Annotated in this window: 14 protein-coding genes and 1 pseudogene; 7 read left to right on the top strand and 8 right to left on the bottom strand. The window is 60.9% G+C overall.

Annotated elements, in window-relative coordinates; translation table 11 throughout:
- Window positions 1-115: 115 nt before the first annotated feature.
- From ileS to B9Z50_RS11140, 4 genes are all read left to right on the top strand, one after another.
- On the top strand, window positions 116-2,971 hold the full coding sequence (gene ileS, locus B9Z50_RS11155) for an isoleucine--tRNA ligase (protein WP_108364300.1): 2,856 nt from the start codon (window positions 116-118) through the stop codon (window positions 2,969-2,971).
- 31 nt (window positions 2,972-3,002) lie between these two features.
- Entirely contained in the window at window positions 3,003-3,518 is a 516-nt protein-coding gene (lspA, locus tag B9Z50_RS11150; RefSeq protein ID WP_108364298.1) for a signal peptidase II, read from the top strand.
- 29 nt (window positions 3,519-3,547) lie between these two features.
- On the top strand, window positions 3,548-4,054 hold the full coding sequence (locus tag B9Z50_RS11145) for a thioredoxin family protein (protein WP_146183193.1): 507 nt from the start codon (window positions 3,548-3,550) through the stop codon (window positions 4,052-4,054).
- A 210-nt stretch (window positions 4,055-4,264) separates the two neighbouring features.
- Window positions 4,265-5,419 (top strand): aminotransferase class V-fold PLP-dependent enzyme, encoded by a 1,155-nt coding sequence (locus B9Z50_RS11140; protein ID WP_108364294.1) that lies wholly within the window; start codon window positions 4,265-4,267, stop codon window positions 5,417-5,419.
- Between the two features lie 148 nt (window positions 5,420-5,567).
- On the opposite strand, the gene B9Z50_RS11135 is transcribed toward B9Z50_RS11140, so the two are convergent.
- The 3 genes from B9Z50_RS11135 to B9Z50_RS11125 are packed head-to-tail and all read right to left on the bottom strand — an operon-like array spanning window position 5,568 to window position 8,376.
- Entirely contained in the window at window positions 5,568-6,404 is an 837-nt protein-coding gene (locus tag B9Z50_RS11135; protein WP_108364292.1) for a TatD family hydrolase, read from the bottom strand.
- A gap of 15 nt (window positions 6,405-6,419) precedes the next feature.
- Complete coding sequence (gene lolD / locus B9Z50_RS11130) at window positions 6,420-7,115, bottom strand: lipoprotein-releasing ABC transporter ATP-binding protein LolD (protein WP_108364290.1); 696 nt, start codon at window positions 7,113-7,115, stop codon at window positions 6,420-6,422.
- Window positions 7,108-8,376 (bottom strand): lipoprotein-releasing ABC transporter permease subunit, encoded by a 1,269-nt coding sequence (locus tag B9Z50_RS11125; protein ID WP_108364288.1) that lies wholly within the window; start codon window positions 8,374-8,376, stop codon window positions 7,108-7,110. The genes lolD and B9Z50_RS11125 overlap by 8 nt, the downstream gene beginning before the upstream one ends.
- Before the next feature lie 49 nt (window positions 8,377-8,425).
- Between B9Z50_RS11125 and B9Z50_RS11120 the strand changes: the two genes are divergently transcribed.
- Both B9Z50_RS11120 and recJ read left to right on the top strand, forming a co-directional pair.
- A complete protein-coding gene (locus B9Z50_RS11120; protein WP_108364420.1) occupies window positions 8,426-9,385 on the top strand; it encodes a hypothetical protein in 960 nt (319 codons plus the stop codon).
- Between the two features lie 7 nt (window positions 9,386-9,392).
- Window positions 9,393-11,102, top strand: coding sequence for a single-stranded-DNA-specific exonuclease RecJ (gene recJ / locus B9Z50_RS11115; RefSeq protein WP_108364286.1), 1,710 nt, complete (start codon window positions 9,393-9,395; stop codon window positions 11,100-11,102).
- An 87-nt stretch (window positions 11,103-11,189) separates the two neighbouring features.
- Here recJ and coaD read toward each other — a convergent pair whose 3' ends face one another.
- From coaD to B9Z50_RS11100, 3 genes are all read right to left on the bottom strand, one after another.
- A complete protein-coding gene (gene coaD, locus B9Z50_RS11110) occupies window positions 11,190-11,708 on the bottom strand; it encodes a pantetheine-phosphate adenylyltransferase (RefSeq protein ID WP_108364284.1) in 519 nt (172 codons plus the stop codon).
- Entirely contained in the window at window positions 11,705-12,403 is a 699-nt protein-coding gene (rsmD, locus tag B9Z50_RS11105) for a 16S rRNA (guanine(966)-N(2))-methyltransferase RsmD (RefSeq protein WP_108364282.1), read from the bottom strand. Before rsmD ends, coaD begins: the two co-directional genes overlap by 4 nt.
- Before the next feature lie 159 nt (window positions 12,404-12,562).
- The gene (locus tag B9Z50_RS11100; RefSeq protein WP_108364280.1) at window positions 12,563-13,537 is read right to left on the bottom strand and encodes an Ig-like domain-containing protein; all 975 of its coding nucleotides are present in this window, start codon (window positions 13,535-13,537) and stop codon (window positions 12,563-12,565) included.
- A 233-nt stretch (window positions 13,538-13,770) separates the two neighbouring features.
- Between B9Z50_RS11100 and B9Z50_RS11095 the strand changes: the two are divergent.
- Window positions 13,771-15,147, top strand: a pseudogene (locus B9Z50_RS11095) (IS5 family transposase); the annotation flags it as partial.
- Window positions 15,148-15,669: 522 nt separating this feature from the next.
- Here B9Z50_RS11095 and B9Z50_RS11090 read toward each other — a convergent pair.
- On the bottom strand, window positions 15,670-17,070 hold the full coding sequence (locus B9Z50_RS11090; RefSeq protein WP_233249835.1) for a pitrilysin family protein: 1,401 nt from the start codon (window positions 17,068-17,070) through the stop codon (window positions 15,670-15,672).
- 8 nt (window positions 17,071-17,078) lie between these two features.
- Entirely contained in the window at window positions 17,079-18,527 is a 1,449-nt protein-coding gene (locus B9Z50_RS11085; RefSeq protein WP_108364276.1) for a pitrilysin family protein, read from the bottom strand.
- Window positions 18,528-18,545: the final 18 nt, after the last annotated feature.

Below are 18,545 nucleotides of genomic sequence, written 5' to 3'. Positions count from 1 at the left end.
TGCCGCCTTCGACAGGCTCAGGGCAAACGACCTCCACGGCCCACCCTCTCTTGATCTCTCCGAACGGCCCGCCGCTCGGGCTGAGCTTGTCGAAGCCCTCTCGACTTGACGCACCATGAACGACAAAACCCAAAACCCCGACACCCGCATCAACATGATGGACACGCCGTTTCCCATGCGCGGCGACCTGCCCAAGCGCGAGCCGGGCTGGGTGAGCGAGTGGAACGACGGTGGTTTGTACAAAAAACTGCGCGCCGCACGCCAGGGTGCCCCGCTGTTCGTTCTGCACGACGGCCCGCCCTACGCCAACGGCAAGCTGCACATCGGCCACGCGCTGAACAAAGTGCTGAAAGACATGATCGTCAAGTCCAAACAATTGGCGGGCTTTGATGCGCAATACATCCCCGGCTGGGACTGCCATGGCTTGCCGATCGAAAATGCGATCGAAAAACTGCACGGCCGCAACCTGAGCCGCGACGACATGCAGGCCAAGAGCCGCGCCTTTGCCACCGAGCAAATCGGCCAACAGCGAGAAGACTTCAAACGCCTGGGCGTGCTGGGCGACTGGGAGCGCCCCTACCGCACCATGGATCCTGCCAACGAGGCCGGTGAAATCCGCGCCTTCAAACGCGTGATCGAGCGCGGCTTTGTTTACCGGGGCCTCAAGCCTGTGTACTGGTGCTTTGACTGCGGCTCGTCACTCGCTGAGTTCGAGATCGAATACCAGGACAAGCAAAGCGACACGCTGGACGTGGCCTTTGAAACCGATGACGCGGCCAAGCTGGCCGCCGCTTTTGGCCTCGCCGCCTTGCCCGCTGGTCAAAGCGGCTTTGCCGTGATCTGGACCACCACCGCCTGGACCATCCCCGCCAACCAGGCTCTGAACGCCCACCCCGAGCTGACTTATGCATTGGTGCAAACCGACAAAGGCTGCCTGGTGCTGGCCGAATCGCTGGTGGACAAATGCCTAGAGCGCTTTGGCCTGCAAGGCGGCACGGTGCTGGCCACGGCCAAAGGCACGGCTCTGGGCGGTCTGAACTTCCGCCACCCCTTGTACGACGTGGACACGGGCTACAAGCGCCTGTCGCCCGTGTACTTGGCCGAATACGTCAGCGACAGCGACGGCACGGGCTTGGTCCACTCCTCGCCCGCTTACGGCGTGGACGACTTCAACTCCTGCATCGCCAACGGCCTGAAGTACGACGACATCCTGAACCCTGTGCAAGGCAACGGCACCTACGCGGCCGACTTCCCGCTGTTTGGAGGCCTGCACATCTGGAAAGCCATTCCGGTGGTGCTCGATGCCTTGCGAAATGCGGGTCGACTTTTGTCCACCGTGACCATCACCCACAGCTACCCCCACTGCTGGCGTCACAAAACCCCCGTCATCTACCGCGCCGCCGCCCAGTGGTTTGTGCGAATGGACGAGGGCGAGGGCGTATTTACCCAAGACAAGGCCCCCAAAACCTTGCGCCAGCTGGCTTTGGATGCGATTGAGCAAACCCGCTTCTACCCCGAGAACGGCAAATCGCGTCTGCGCGACATGATCGCCAACCGCCCCGACTGGTGCATCTCGCGCCAGCGCTCATGGGGCGTGCCCGTGCCGTTTTTCTTGCACAAGGACAGTGGCGAGTTACACCCCAACACCATGGCCATCCTGGACCAGGCCGCCGACATTGTGGAGAAAGGCGGCATCGAAGCCTGGAGCCGCGTGACGGTGGAAGAGATTTTGGGCGCAGCCGATGCGCCGCACTACACCAAGAGCACCGACATTCTGGAAGTCTGGTTTGACTCCGGCTCCACCTTCCAGCATGTGCTGCGCACCAGCCACAAAGACGCCTATGGCGTAGCGCCCTTCCATGCCGAGGGTCCTGAGGCAGACCTCTATCTGGAAGGCCACGACCAGCACCGCGGTTGGTTCCACAGCTCGCTGCTTTTGGGATGCGCCTTGTACGACCGCGCCCCTTACCGCGGCCTGTTGACGCACGGCTTTGCCACCGACGGACAAGGCCGCAAGATGAGCAAAAGCCTGGGCAACACCGTCGAGCCACAAACCATCAACACCAAAATGGGCGCAGAGATCGTACGCCTGTGGGTGGCCAGCACCGACTACTCGGGCGACCTGAACATCGACGACAAGATCCTGGCCCGCGTGGTGGATGCCTACCGCCGCATCCGCAACACCTTGCGCTTCTTGCTGGCCAACGTGAGCGACTTCGACCCCGCCACAGACACGGTGCCCGACGACCAACTGCTGGAAATCGACCGCTTTGCCCTGGCCCGCGCCGCCGAGTTGCAAGCCGACATCCGCGCCCACTTCGACAAGTACGAGTTCCACCCCGTGGTCTCGAAGCTGCAGATCTACTGCTCGGAAGACCTGGGTGCGTTTTACCTCGATGTGCTCAAAGACCGCCTCTACACCTCAGCGCCCAAGAGCCTGGCCCGTCGCAGCGCCCAAACCGCGCTCTACCGCATCACCCACGGCATGCTGCGTTGGATGGCCCCTTTCCTGTCGTTCACGGCCGAAGAAGCCTGGAAGACTTTCGGCACCTCCGAATCCATCTTCCTCGAAACCTTCAGCGACTTCGGCTTGGCCGATGCAGATCTGCTCGCCAAGTGGGCCCGCATCCGCGACATCCGTGACCTGGTGAACAAGGACATCGAAAACCTGCGAACCGCAGGTCAGGTGGGCGCGTCGCTGCAAGCCGAAATCACCTTGACCGCGCCTGCTGCAGACCACGCCCTGCTGGCCAGCTTGGGCGCGGACATCAAGTTCGTGTTCATCACCTCCAAAGTGACTTTGCAGGCAGGCGATGCATTGGTCGTGCAAGTTGCAGCCAGCCAAGCCACGAAATGCGAGCGCTGCTGGCACTATGTGGACGACGTGGGCCATGACGCCGCGCACCCCACGATTTGTGGTCGTTGCGTGAGCAACCTGCACGGCGCTGGCGAAACCCGCCTCGTTGCCTGAACCTCACCCACCCGAAAGACAAGGCAAGCACATGGCCAGCTCCAAAAAATTCGGCAAAGGCGGCTCCGGCAAAAGCACTGGCATGGCGCTCTGGCTGGGCATTGCCCTTTTGGTGCTGGTGCTCGACCAGTTCACCAAAGTGCTGGTGCTGGGTGCTTTCCAGTTGGGCGACAGCACGCCCATCACCTCGTTTTTCAACCTGGTGCGGGTGCACAACCACGGCGCTGCCTTCTCGTTTCTGGCAGGTGCTGGCGGTTGGCAGCGCTGGTTTTTCACCGGCATCGGCGTGGCCGCAGCCATCTTCATGGTCTGGATGCTGCGTGCCCACCCCGGCCAAAAACTCTTCAGCCTGGCCATTTCGCTGATTTTGGGCGGTGCAATTGGCAATGTGGTGGACCGCCTGCTGCACGGCTACGTGGTCGATTTTCTGGACTTTTACTGGGGCGCCTGGCACTTTCCGGCCTTCAACGTGGCCGATGCCGGCATCAGCGTGGGCGCTGCCTTGCTGATCTTGGACGAAATTTTGCGCGTGCGGCGCGGGCGTTGAGCCACCCGGTATCGACGATGGGGACGACCATGCGACAAATTTTGGCTGTGTGGATGTGTTTTTTTGTCTTTTCGACCCAAGCGGCCATTCCCTCTGACTACTCGCCTGTTGTGGTCGAGGCCCCCTTCTCGCTGCGCGAGCGCGTGTTTGATCTCACGCCAGCTATTGAAATGGCCAGAAAAGCAGAAAAACCTCTGTTTCTCTACCTCGGTGCGACAGACTGCCCACCTTGTGTGGAATACAAGCGGTTTCTGTCGAGCCATAGATCCGAACTGAAAGAGGCCTTCTCCGAGTTCGTGGTAATTGACATACGAACTTGGCTGCGTGGCCCAACCATGTATTTGAAGGCAGAAGACAAACGCCTGACTTTTAACCAGTTCAAAACCTTGATGGGTGATACCTCCAAGACTTTGGTTTTCCCCTCATTCTGGATGCTTTCACCGGAAATGAAACAACTCAAACAACTGCCATCAGGTGTGAAGGATTACCTGAACGTCAACCTTCACCTCGACATTTTGAAAATCCCGACCCAATGAATTCGCATTCCAGCGAATTGGCACCCCAACCAAGTCGGCTGATGACACGCATCTTTTAAGACCGATGTGACAGAAAGCTGGGCACCTCATCCAGCTTGACCTCGGAAAACCAGCCATGCACTGCCCATGCATGGGTCAGACGCCGCCACACCCCTTGCGCCAAGGTACTGTAAGCTTTGCCTTTTGAAGCGTTGAAACACGGAGACACACATGCCCGGATTGCTGCCCCACATCGACCCTGACGGTCTGCTCGAATTTTCGGTGGTCTACACCGACCGCGCCTTGAACCACATGTCCAAGCGTTTTGGCGGCGTGATGACCGACATCTCGCGCATGCTCAAAACCGTGTACGGTGCGCATTCGGTCGCACTGGTGCCCGGCAGTGGCACCTTCGGCATGGAATCGGTCGCCCGCCAGTTCGCCACCAACCAACACGTGATGGTGATCCGCAACGGCTGGTTCAGCTTCCGCTGGACACAGATTTTTGACATGGGCCAGATCCCCAAGAGCCACAGTGTGCTCAAGGCCCGCCGCATTGCGGACGGCTCCCAAGCCGCCTGGGCCCCCGCTCCGATTGCCGAGGTGACTGCCGCCATTGCCGCCGAAAAACCCGCTTTGGTGTTCGCCCCGCACGTCGAAACCGCCGCCGGCATGATGCTGCCCGATGACTACCTGAAAGCCGTGGCCGACGCGGTGCACGCCGTGGGCGGCTTGCTGGTGCTGGATTGCATCGCCTCGGGCGCGATGTGGGTGGACATGAAGGCCACGGGCGTGGATGTGCTGATCAGCGCACCACAGAAAGGTTGGAGCAGCTCACCTTGCTGCGCCATGGTCATGCTGAGCGAACGCGCCCGTCAGGCGATTGACGGCACGACCAGCACCACCTTCGCCATGGATCTGAAAAAGTGGCTGCAGGTGATGGAAACCTACGAAAGTGGTGGCCACATGTACCACACCACCTTGCCCACCGACGCACTGCTGCGCTTGCGTGACGCCATGGTTGAAACCGATGACTATGGCTTTGCCAAAGTGCGTGAAGAGCAAATGGCGTTGGGCCGGGCCGTGCGCCAACTGCTGACCGAGCGCGGCTTCCCGAGCGTGGCAGCACCGGGTTTTGAAGCCCCTGGCGTGGTCGTCAGCTACACCACCGATCCCGACATCCAAAGCAGCAAAAAGTTTCTGGCCGAAGGTCTGCAAACGGCAGCAGGCGTGCCGCTGCAGTGCGACGAACCTGCCGATTTCCGTACCTTCCGCATGGGGCTGTTCGGCCTGGAAAAGTGGCACAACGTGCAGCGCACGCTGCAGCAGTTGCGCAGCGCCTTAGACCAGGTCGCTCCGGCCGAAGCTGTCAAACTGGCCGCCTGAGGCCACCACAAAGCCTGCCCTGCCCATGCCCAGCATGGGTAGGGCATTGCATAACCGGGGTGCACGGGCTGACCTCCTACCTCACAGTGCTGCAACTGCCCTGTACCAGGGTCGGTTTCACCCAAAGCACCTGTCCACTTGCCTTCAACTAACGAGCGCCAATCAAAGCCCTCAACTTGGGCAGAGCGCGACAAGCATTGGCACTGGAGGCTGCCGCGAGATCGGCCAGCGACACATTCCGCAACCCGGCCAGTACCTGCGCGATGCGCGGCAACTCGGCGGGGCTGTTGCGCCCCTGTGCGGCGCCCAGCGCCCGCTGCTCGGCGGTTTGGTAGAGCCACTGCGGCGGGATGTCGGGCGCGTCGGTCTCCAAGACCAAGGCGCTCAGGGGCAGCTCGCAAGCCAGTCGGCGCAGTTGCAAGGAACGCTCATAAGTCAAGGTGCCACCAAAGCCCAGCGCAAAGCCCATGTCCACAAAGGCGTGCGCCTGTTGGAGACTGCCGTTGAAAGCGTGCGCAATGCCAGAAGAGATGCGGCACTGGCGCAAGCCTTTGAGCAAGAGGTCGGCCGAGCGGCGCACATGCAAGATCACGGGCAGCCCATGCTTTTGCGCGAGCTTGAGTTGTGCGGTGTAAAAAAACCACTGCCTCCCGCGCATGGCCGGCGTGCACAGCTCGGGCACAAAAAGGTCCAGCCCGATCTCGCCCAAGGCCACGAGGCGCGGGTCATCACGGCGCTCGGTCAATGCCTGGTCCAACGCCAGCACATCAGCTTCTTGCGCTTGCGGCACATACAAAGGGTGGATGCCCAAGGCGTAGGCGTCGTCAAACCGTTCCGCCAGCTGCGCCACTTGCGGCCAATGGCCCGCGTGCACCGCCGGGATCACGCAGCGCGTCACACCCGCTTGGCGAGCCGATTCGCGCACCGCATCGCGGTCAGCATCAAACTCGGCCGCGTCCAGGTGGCAGTGCGTATCGATCCACATGGCGCGTCAAACCGATCAAACAGGCGCTTGCAATACGCCCTTGACCAAGTGCAGCTGCCGGTCGCAGCGGGCGGCCAAGGCCTGGTCGTGTGTGACCACCACAAAAGCGGTGCCGCGCTCGCGGGCCAGTTGCAGCATCAGGGCAAACACACCGTCGGCCGTTTCGCGGTCCAAATTGCCGGTGGGCTCGTCGGCCAGTACGCAGGCCGGGTCGTTGACCAGAGCGCGGGCCAGCGCCACACGCTGGCGCTCGCCACCCGACAACTCCGAAGGCCGGTGGTGCAGGCGCTCGCCCAGGCCTACGCGCTGCAACCAACCCGTGGCCACGGCAGCGGCTTCGGCGCGGTCTTGGCGGCGAATCCACAGCGGCATGGCCACGTTGTCCAGGGCACTGAATTCGGGCAGCAAATGGTGGAACTGGTAGACAAAACCCAAATAACGGTTGCGCCATTGGCCTTGCTCGGCCGCGCTCAGGGCCGACAACAACTGGCCCTTCAATTGCACCGAGCCCTGGGTTGGGGCGTCCAGACCGCCCAGCAAATGCAGCAAGGTACTCTTTCCAGAGCCCGAAGCGCCCACAATTGCCAGCGTCTCACCCGCGTGCACGGCCAGGTCCACGCCCTGCAGCACGGTCACATCCAAGCGCCCTTCGGAAAAGCGCTTGGTCAAGCCCTGGGCCTGCAGCACCACGGCGTTTTTTGTGTCATTCATAGCGCAGCGCCTCCGCCGGGTTGACCTGGCTGGCACGCCAGCTGGGGTAGAGCGTGGCCACAAAAGCCAAAACCAAAGAAATGATGGCCACAGGCAAGATGTCGCTGGCCAAGGGCTCGCTGGGCATGCGGCTGATCAGGTAAATGTCTCGTGGCAAAAAGCTGGCGTTGAACAGCGTCTCCAGCGCAGGCACGATCACATCGATGTTGAAGGCCACCAGCAGGCCTAACAACAAACCACTCAGGGTACCAATCACACCCACCGTCGCACCCTGAACCACAAAAATGCCCATGATGCTGCGCGGGCTGGCGCCCAGCGTGCGCAAGATCGCGATGTCGGCACGTTTGTCGGTCACCGTCATCACCAGCGTGCTGACCAAATTGAAAGCCGCCACCGCCACGATGAGCGTGAGGATGATGAACATCATGGTTTTTTCGACCTGCACAGCAGCAAACCAGGTTTTGTTTTGCTGCGTCCAGTCGCGCACAAAAAATGTCGGCCCCAAATCGAGCTGCAGATCCCGCGCCACCTCGCGCGCCAGGTGCAGGTCACGCAACTTCAGGCGCACGCCGCTGGGGCCTTCCAGCCGGAACATGCGGGCCGCGTCCTCGACGTGCATGAGTGCGAGCGCCGAGTCGTATTCGTAGTGCCCTGATGAGAAGGTACCCACCACCTCCATTTGCTTCATGCGTGGCACCACGCCTGCTGGCGTGACCTGGCCAGACGGCGACACCAAAGTCACCGGATCGCCGCTTTGCACATACAGGTTGTTGGCCAGATCGCGGCCCAGCACCAGGCTGAACGCACCCGGCTGCAGGCGCTGCAGCACCCCGGCTTGGGTGTCGTTCGACAAATCGCTGACCTCGGGCTCCAGCGCCGGGTCGATGCCGCGCACCAGCACGCCCTTCATGTCCTCACCCCGCGCCAGCAAGGCCTGCGCGGTGATGAAAGGTGCCGCGCCCAGCACCTGCGGGTTGGCCTTCAGGCGGGCCAGCAAAGCGGGCAAATCGGCCACGGCTGCACCATCGGCGGCATAGACCTCGATGTGCGAGACAACGCCCAGCATGCGGTCACGCACCTCTTTTTGGAAGCCGTTCATCACGCTCAGCACGATGATGAGCGCCGCCACGCCCAGGCCAATGCCCATCATGGACACCCCCGAAATGAAGGAAATGAAGCCGTTTCGCCGGGTGGCGCGGCCTGCACGCGTGTAGCGCCAGCCCAGCGCCAACTCGTAGGGGATGTTTTTGAAAAAAGACATAAGCCTGTATTGTGCAGTGCGACCCCGGCTGCTGCCACAATCACCGCCCATGCACCTGATCATTCCCTATGCGGCCAGCCACACTTTCACCGGCCCCGAGGTCTGGACCGGTGGGCAGCTGCCCCATCTGCAAGCCCTGCTGAGCCTATTGCAGCGCCAGCAAGTGCTGCAAGATCTTGGCCCTGCAGCGCCGCACCTGCCCCACGAACGCCTTCAAGCCCAGGGCCTAGGCTGGGCACCTGACGCCCCCACCCTGCCCTGGGCCGCTTGGCACCAGGCGCAACAAGGCCAGCCCAGCGCTGCGCCCCAAGCTTGGATGACCCCCTGCCACTGGCAAATCGGCATGGACCAAGTGGTGATGGCCGACCCCACGCATTTGCGCTTGAGCGACGAAGAATCGCAGCAGCTTTTGCAGGCCATGCAGCCGTTTTTGCAAGAAGACGGCCTGGAAGTGACTTGGCACAGCGCCTTGCGCTGGCACGCTCAAGGGGCGCTGCTGGCTGAGCTGCCCACCGCCTCGCTCGACCGGGTGATTGGCCAGAACGTGAAAGACTGGATGCCCCAGCACCCCGCCGCCCGGCCACTGCAACGCCTGCAAAGCGAAATGCAAATGCTGCTCTACAACCACCCGGTCAACGACGCCCGCGAAGCCCGCAGGCAGCACACGGTGAACGCCTTTTGGCTGCACGGCGCGGGCACGCTGCCTGCGGTCACACCTACGGCGGCGCCGCCCTTGCCCGAGACAGTGACCGTGTCAGACGTCCTGCGCTCCAGCGTGTTGCTTGGCGATGTGCAGGCTTGGCAGCAAGCCTGGCAGCAGCTCGATGCCACGGCCGTGGCCGACCTGTTACAACACGTCAAAGCCACAGGCCAAGGCGCTCTGAGCCTTTGCAGCGAACACACCGCCCACACCTACACCGCCGCACCTGCCGCTTGGCATGAACGCATTACCCGGCTTTTCAACAAACCTGCTCCTGCAGCGGCTCTTCGAGCACTCATCACCACCTGATCGCCCCATGAATTTGCTCACCCGAGATGTGCCCCCCCGCAGCGCCTGGGCGCTGGAACAAGCGGGCATCCACCCCTTATTGGCCCGCCTGTATGCGGCGCGTGGCGTGTTGTCCAAAGACGAACTGGACGATGCGCTGAGCCTGTTGCTCCCCCCGACGGGCATGTTGGGCACGCAAGCAGCGGCCCAGCTGCTGGCCGACGCCATCGCGCAAAACAAGCGCCTTTGCATCGTGGCCGATTACGACTGCGACGGCGCGACCGCCTGCGCCGTGGGCGTGCGTGGCCTGCGGATGCTGGGGGCACAGAACGTGAGTTATCTGGTGCCCGACCGCGTGGTCGACGGTTATGGCCTGACGCCGCCGATTGCCCAGCGCGTGCACGCGCAAGGGGCCGATGTGTTAATCACCGTAGACAACGGCATCGCCAGCGTGGCGGGCGTGCAAGCGGCGCAAGCCCTTGGCCTACAGGTGCTGGTGACCGACCACCATTTGCCGGGCAGCGAATTGCCCACGGCCGAAGTCATCGTCAACCCCAACCAACCCGGCTGCAGCTTCACCAGCAAATCCATCGCGGGTGTGGGGGTGATGTTTTACGTGCTGCTGGCCCTACGCGCCGAGCTGCGCCAGCGCGGTGTGTTTGATGCGAGCAACCAGCCACGCTTGGACGCCCTGCTCCCGCTGGTGGCACTGGGCACCGTGGCCGACGTGGTCAAGCTCGACGCCAACAACCGCCGTCTGGTGGCCCAAGGCCTGCGCCGCGTACGAGCAGGCGCACTGCCGCCTGGCATGTCCGCGCTGATGCGGGCGGCCAGCCGCGAAACAGCCAAAGCCACGACTTTTGATTTTGGCTTTGCCCTGGGCCCACGCATCAACGCCGCAGGCCGCCTGGCCGACATGACGCTGGGCATCGAGTGCCTGCTGACCGACGACGCGGGCCGCGCCGACGAGCTGGCCAAGCAGCTGGACGCGATCAACCGCGAACGCCGCGTGATCGAGGGCGACATGCGCGCGATGGCGATGGAAATGGCCGAATCGTTGTTTGACGAAGGCGACGAGCCGCCGCCCGCCATTTGTGTGTTCGACCCGGATTTTCATGAAGGTGTGGTGGGCATCGTGGCCTCGCGCATCAAGGACAAGCTGCACCGCCCCACTTTTGTGTTTGCGGCCAGCAGCGCGCCTGGCAAAGAGCACGAACTCAAAGGCTCAGGCCGCTCGATTGCGGGTTTTCATTTGCGCGACGCGCTCGATTTGGTGGCCAAACGCGCCCCGGGCGTGCTGCTGCGCTTTGGTGGTCACGCCATGGCGGCGGGCTGCACGATTGCCGAAGAACACCTGGATGTGTTTGAAGAAACGCTGAACCAGGTGGCCATGGAATGGCTGGACGCGGCCACGCTGCAACGCCGCCTGGAAACCGACGGGCCGCTGCCCGCCGAATACCGCCGGGTGGACTTGGTGGACATGCTGCACCACGAGGTCTGGGGACAGGGCTTTGCGCCGCCCGTATTTTGCGAAGAAATCGAGATCGTGTCGCAGCGGCTGGTGGGCGAGAAACATCTGTCGCTCAAGATGAAGCACCAAGGCCAGCCGGTCGACGGCATCTGGTTTGGCCGCACCGAGCCTTTGCCTGCACGCGTCAAGCTGGCCTACCGGCTGGACGCCGACGAGTGGCAAGGGCAAAAGCGGGTGCGCTTTTTGGTCGAAGGCGCCGAGGTTTGAATTTGTAGGAGCCCACCCCTGTGGGCGAAATCTTCTGGGCGTGACCCATGCCCATCGCCCACGGGGTGGGCTCCCACAAGAGGTTTCTCAATGCTTGGTGGCGACTTTGCCCTGCAAGGCGTTGAGCACGGGCGCGGACACCAGGCCCGACACATCGCCGCCGAGCTTGGCGATTTCGCGCACCAGGGTGCTGCTGATGTGCTGCACATGGGCGCTGGTGTGCAAAAACACGGTGTCCACTTCCGGGGCCAGGTGGCGGTTCATGCCCGACATCTGGGTTTCGTAGTCATAGTCGGTGACCGAGCGCAGGCCTCGCACAATGACCTGAGCGTTTTGCGCACGCACAAATTCCACGATCAATCCATCAAAAGGCAGGACCTTGACGTTCGGGCAATCGGCCAGCGCGGCTTGCGCCAAGGCCACACGCTCGTCCAGGCTGAACAGCGTTTTTTTGTGGTGCGCCACGGCCACGGCGATGATGACCTGGTCAAACATTTGCGCAGCACGGCGGATCGCGTCTTCATGCCCCAAGGTCAGCGGGTCAAAGGTGCCGGAATAAACGGCTGTGACAACAGCGTTCACAGCGGTGTTCGTAGATTTGCTCATGGCGTGTCTCCTTCAGCAGGGATGGCAATAGAGATGGGCGCAGATTCAGGGCTGACCCGTTGCAACAAATGCGCATGCACCGCACCCGCTTTGAGGTGACGCTCGCAGCTCAACCCCAAAGTCGCCAGCGCATCTGCAGGCCAGGCCACAGGCGCTTCCAGATAAATCCACCCGCCCACCGGCACGGCACGGGTGGCCGCTTTCAGGGCCGGATCAAACCAGGGGCCGTCAAAGGGCGGGTCAAGGAACACCAGGTCGACACTGCCCGCTGGCAAACGGCCCAAAGCGCTCACCGCGTCACCACGCTGCACACTGACCATGCTGGCTTTGAGGCGGGTGGCGTTGTCTTGTAAATCGCGCACCAACACAGCGTCTTGCTCGACCATCAGCACATGCGCCGCACCTCGCGATGCGGCCTCCAGCCCCAGCACGCCCGTGCCCGCAAAAGCATCCACGCAGCGCCAGCCGCTCAGATCCTGGCCCAGCCAGTTGAACAGGGTCTCGCGCACACGGTCGGGCGTGGGCCGCAAACCGGGTTTGTCCAGCACCTTCAGGCGCGTGCGCCGCCACTGCCCGCCGATGATGCGGATCTCGTTGGATGACGGGCCTTTGGGCACCGGGTTCTTGGGTTTTTTCACGGCGGCATGACGGGCTGCACCGTCTTTCGGTGCACGTTTGGAAGGTGATGAGGCCATAGGCTGCAAGTGTAAAGGGACGCAGCCTACATTGACCGGCCACGCCACGCTGCCAACCCAGACAAAGCTGAGGCATTGGACTAATCTAAGAAACCACGTCCGGTTTCAGCCGGATCTAATCTGGTTTAACTGAAAAGAAGTAATTGAAAAAACCCAACTCTAATCAACCAGGTCTGTTCCCGAGGAACTAAAGGGCGTGAAAAAGAAGGACGTCCCAAAACTAAGTGCTCCGACTGTCAGGAACTTATCGCCTGCATTCAAGTCTCTATTTGTGACAGAAGTCTGATACCTACCATCAACCTTGCTCGCTGTAATCAAGGCAAAGAAATCATTGCTCTCGCCGCCTGTTATGGGCTTTTTACTTTCATCACGCACATACAAACCAACAAAATCATTGGTACATGAGTCAGTGTCAAATTTAATCCATTCAGCGCCATTTTGTGGATCAGAAAGGCGCTTTGCCGACCAAGCTGTCCTGCTGATTGGCACCTGCGCATTGCACTTAACCAAGATGGGAGCACTATCAGCTTGCTTGATTTCAATATTGACAATTTCGCTGAACCCGCCCCACATAGCTGTGATTGCGACTGCGCCTGATGACAAAGCCCTAAAGGTTCCAGAGGCGTCAACAGTAGCCACGTTTGTGTTGCTGGAAGTCCAAGTAATAGCAGTGGCTATAGGTGTTTTGCTGTTTTCAGGATGGACAGCAACCGCACTCAGTTTTCGGGTATCTCCTGTCGCATACTGGGTTTTGTCATCCTGAAAACCAAGTACGTTAACGCCCGTGGGACTTGAGGGTGAGATAGTGAGTTTGAGCTTGCCAGGGGAGATTCTCTTAAACACTTCTGTAGCAATCACATCCACTTGCCCAGGTTTTTTTGCGGTAAAACGATTGCTGGACATGGTTCCTATCGATTCATCTGATACCGACCAGTTGACAGAAACAAAGATTTTTCTGCCATCGCTTTGGATGCCTGTAGCAGACAACTCTATGGTCTCGCCCGCCTTCAATTGAGTTCTTGGTGCGTTGATTTCAATAGACTCCAAAGTAGGCAAACCTGATGAGCCTCCTCCTCCACAGGCCGACAGAACAAAGGTAAAAAGCAAGACTGCAAAAGTGGATATATATTTCACACACCTCTCCCAAAAAATTGATATTTTATATTTATTTTTAAAAATTTAATTATAAACTTTAAGTAAAAACAGAGATGCGAGTCCTTGACCCTTGGTTGAACCTAATTTGTCGGCCCTGCAAAACCCCTGCAACCCGCATGAATGCTTGTGATGTGGGGTGAATCCGGATGGTCAAAACTCTCAAATAGATATTCAATGGCGCCTGTTTTCTGGGAGTTTTTGAAAGCAGCGCCATGACCGATGACTTTTTCCGCAACCGCCTGGACCAGATGATCGATTTGCGCCACCCGCTGGCAGTGCTGGCCAACCGCATGCCCTGGCAAGAGATCGAAGCTTCCCTTGCGCAGCGCTAGGCACGCCAGGTCAAGGCTGGCAAGAAGATTGAAGACTTGGATTTATTTGGCTCGGTCTCGGCCGTTGCCGGTGGCGGCGTCTCCAATGCTGGTCGGCCTCGTCTGCCCACCCGTTTGATGGTGGCGCTGCTGTACCTCAAGCATGCGTTCAACGAGAGCGATGAGGACGTGATCCAGCGCTGGGGGGAGACACCCACTTGGCAGTACTTTTCTGGCAACGAATATTTTGAGCACCAGTGGCCGTGCGACCCCACCCAACTGGGGCGCTTCCGTAAAGCTCTGGGGGAAGAAGGCGTAGAAGAACTGCTGGCCCGCACCATGGAAGTGGCCGTCACGCTCAAGCTGATTGCCAAGAAAGAGTTGACCCGCGTGATCGTGGACTCCACGGTGCAAGAGAAGGCGGTGGCGCACCCCACCGACAGCAAGCTGCTGGAGACGGCCAGGTCCAAGGTAGTGGAGGCGGCCAAGGCCAATGGAATCGAGCTCAAGCAAACCTACGCCAAAGAAGGCAAACTGCTGGGCTACAAGGCTGGGCGCTACGCACATGCCCGCCAGTTCAAGCGCATGCGCAAAGTCATCAAACGCCAACGCACCATCGTCGGGCGGTTGCAGCGCGAGGTGTCTCGCAAGATGAGCACGCTCAGCCAAGCCATACAAGACACCTTGGGCCAGACCTTGGACAAGGCCAAACGTTTGGTCACGCAGACCGGCAGCCGCAAAGCGGTGGACAACCGCGCCAAGCTCTACAGCTGGCATGCACCCGAGGTGGAGTGCATCAGCAAGGGCAAAAGTCGCAACCCCTACGAGTTTGGTGTGAAGGTCGGTTTAGCCATGACGCTCAAGGGCAATTTGATCGTGGGAGCCAGGAGCTTCCCAGGCAACCCGTATGACGGCCACACCATGCACGAGCAGATCGAGCAAAGCGCCATCCTGATGCAAGGCTTGGGCGTCAAGCCTGAGGTGGTGTACGCAGACCTGGGTTACCGGGGCGTGGACAAGGACAACCCGGACATCGAGATCAAACACCGAGGCAAGGACAAGCGGCTGACCGATGAAGAGCGCAGGCTGCTCAAACGCCGCCAAGCGATCGAGCCGATCATCGGGCACCTCAAAGCGGATCACCGTATGGACCGCTGTCACCTCAAAGGGTCAGAAGGCGATGCACTGCACGCGGTGCTGTGCGCGGCGGGCTACAACATCCGCTGGTTGCTGCGGATGATCGTCAAAAAAGGCCTGGGCCTTTTGTTGTGCCTGTTGCAGGCGAGTGGTTTGGCCGGCTTGTTTGGGAAATTGGCCGAAATCTTTGGCCTCAACCGACTGAAAAACTCAGATCAGCGCTGGGCGATGGCTTGAAATGAATTTTGCAGGGGCGACTAATTTGATCTGCGAAAAAAATGCTGGCATCTCGCCCATCGGATCAAAGGCATAGCTATCCGGTCAGCGCGAATGCAGCACTCTCAAGTTTTCCCCATTTATTTCAAACATGACAGACACCATGCACAGGATCAACTAGAAAATCAACACCCCGATGAAGCATTTCGACAACAGCCACTTGGGCATATTTGCGCATTTTTCTTGTTAGAAGATTAGCCAGCAATGGTGGTACCTGCGACCCACGCAAACAATTGCGAGCGAATCTTCAACATTTTTTGTCAAGGCCTTGCAGAGCCACCACATCGAGGAAGAAAAAACTCATTTCCGGCGATAGCCCAAAGAGCAGAAGTCGGTGCAGAACCTATTCCGAGGGGACCGCTTATTTGACTCGGCAACAGGTTCCGATCAGGGCGATGCACCCACCACGACCGTCACCATGCGATCGGGCTGCAGCACCCGGGCCATGGCGCGTTGCACATCGGCTGAGCTAACGCGCTCGATCTGCCGCGTCCAGGTATTCAGGTAATCCAGCGGCAGACGGTTCCATGCGATGTTGGCCACGTTGTCCAGCAGCTTGCGGTTGCTGTCGATGCGCAACGCAAAGCCGCCCATCAGGTTGGACTTGGCCGCTGTCAGCTCGGCCTCGGTCGGGCCCTGGCGGACAAATTCTTGCACCACCTCTTGAGCCACAGCCACAGCTTGCTTGGCCTGGTCGGGTCGGGTTTGCAGTCCCACGGTGAAGGCACCGGCGTGCAGGCCGGGCGAAAAATAGCTGTACACGCTGTAGCTCAGGCCGCGTTTTTCGCGCACCTGTTCGGTCAGGCGAGAGACGAAGCCGCCGCCGCCCAAAATGTGGTTGCCCACCAGCAAGGCAAAGAAGTCGGGGTCGGTGCGTTTGTAGCCGGGCTGACCAATCAGCACATGGGCTTGGGCTGAGTCAAAGGGCAAGTTCAGGTTTTGCGCGGCGGCCAAAGGGGCCACTTCGGGCACGGTCGGCAAGCTGGGGCAGCCTGATTCGCGGGGCCACTGCGCCAGCAGGCGCTGCACCAAGTCGTCCGCCTGCGCGCGGGTCAAAGCGCCCACCACACTCACCGTAGCGCGGCAAGCGCGCAAGGCCTGGGCGTGGAGGTTTTTCAGGTCTAGTACACCGATGCGCGAAAGGGTCTCAGGCGTGACGCGTTGGCCATAAGGGTGCGTGCCATACACGGCCTGTGCAAAGCGGTGCTGCACCTGCGTGCCGGGCTTGGTCAGGGATTCACGGATGGAGGCGCTGATGCGTTCGCGGTCACGAAACCACATGGCCTCAGGGAAAGCCGGGTGCGCCATTTGCCGCGCCGCCAAGGCCACCGCCTTTTCCAGCAGGTCAGGGTAGCTCAGGCTGCGCAAGGCAAAGCTCATGCGGTCACCACCTGCACTGGCGCCAAAGCTGGCCCCCAAGTCGGCCCAGGCTTCACCGATCTGGTTTTCGTCCATGGCCTGGGGGTATGGGCCTGGGCCCTGCCCTTGCACTTGTGGCTCGGCACGGGTGCCATTGGCCATTTGCCCAGCCATGACCGAGGCCAGGCCAGCCTGCGCCGCCGGGTCACGGCGGCTGCCCGCATCGATGTCGATCTGCACATCCACCATGGGGATGGCGTGGCTCTCGACCAAATACACACGCGCACCGCTGGGCTGCGTCCAATGTTGAATGGGCAGGGACGCGTGCGCCCAGCTGGCTGCGGCCCAACAGGCCAGTGCCAATGCCGTGCGCCGCCAAGCCAGGGCGTTCAAGGAAGGGGTCAGGAACATGGGGTGTGAAACTTTCATAAAGCGCTTCAATGACGGGCACCGGGCAGGGCGCGGCGCGCCCGGGGCTGGCCCGACAAAGGCTGGGGCAGCAAGGTGGCCACGGTGAGGCTGTCGTCACCAAAATACTTTTGCGCCACGGCCTGCACCTGAGCGGGCGTGACCTGCCGCAAACGGGCGATCAGTTGCGCCCCGTAGTCCGGCGGCAAACCCAGCGTCCAGGCCACACCGAGCTCGCGGGCCTGGTTGAAGACAGAGTCGAGCTTGTAGATTTCGCTGGCCACCCATTGGGTTTTGACGCGCTGCAACTCGGCTTCATTGACGCCTTCAGTGGCCACGCGCTGCACCTGGGCCCGCAAAGCAGCTTCCAGCGCTTGCGGTGTTTGGCCTTTGGCGGGCACGCCTTCCAAATAAAAGAACTGTGGCCCACGTCCCATGAGGCCGTTGTAGGCCCCCACGCTGTCGGCCAGGCGGTTTTCACCTTGGGTCAGGGCACGGTCCAAACGCGCACCGCTGTAGCCATCGAGCACAGCAGCCAGCACCGTCAAGGCCAGGGCATCGTCGTGCTCGGGCGAGGCCTCAAGGCTCGCCAAGCGCGGCACCTTGAAGGCCAAGGCCACATACGACTGCTCGGCAGGGGCTTTGAACTCGAAGCGGCGCAGGCCTTGCTGCAGGGGCTCGGCCCGGGGTTTGCGATCAGGCACAGCACGGGTCGGGATGACGCCGTAATACTTTTCAGCGAGTGCCTTGACTTGCAGCGGGTCCACATCGCCCGCCACCACCACCACCGCGTTGGCCGGGGTGTACCACTTGCGGTAAAAGTCGCGGGCGTCCTGCGCAGTCATGGCCTCGAGGTCGCTCATCCAGCCGACGATGGGGCGGCGGTACGGCGAGGCCGCCAGTGCCGTGGCCGAGAGCAGTTCGTGCAACTGGGCGCGGGGGTTGTCGTCGGTGCGCAGTCGGCGCTCTTCTTTCACCACCTCCAGCTCTTTGGCGAATTCGGCATCGGGCCACTGGTTGTTGGCAAAACGGTCCGACTCCAAGCGCATCACCGCTTCGAGTTGGTTCGACGGAATCTGCTGGTAATAACCGGTGTAGTCCTTAGCGGTGAAGGCGTTTTCGCGCCCACCCAATGCAGCTACACGCCTGGAAAACTCTCCCACTGCCAAGCTGGGCGTGCCCTTGAAGAGCATGTGCTCGAGCACATGGGCCACACCGCTGGTGCCATCCACCTCGTCCATGGAGCCCACACGCAGCCACACCATGTGCACCGCCGTGGGGGCGCGGCGATCGGGTTTGACCCACAACGCCATGCCATTGGCCAAAGTGAAGGTGTGCACCTGGGTCACGCTGGCCGTCGGGGCCTGCCCTGTGGTTGGGGTGCTGGCTTGGCCCTGCGGTGCCTGCGCCGTGGCGTTGAAGCTGCTGGTCAGCAGGGCTGTTGACAGCAAAAGTCCCAAGAGAAAGTTCGGTTTCATAGAATGCATGATCCTTGA

This window comes from Limnohabitans sp. Bal53 (assembly GCF_003063355.1).
Lineage (GTDB): Bacteria > Pseudomonadota > Gammaproteobacteria > Burkholderiales > Burkholderiaceae_C > Limnohabitans_A.
The sequence above is the reverse complement of the archived record's forward strand: the minus strand, read 5'-3'. Positions and strand labels throughout refer to the sequence as shown.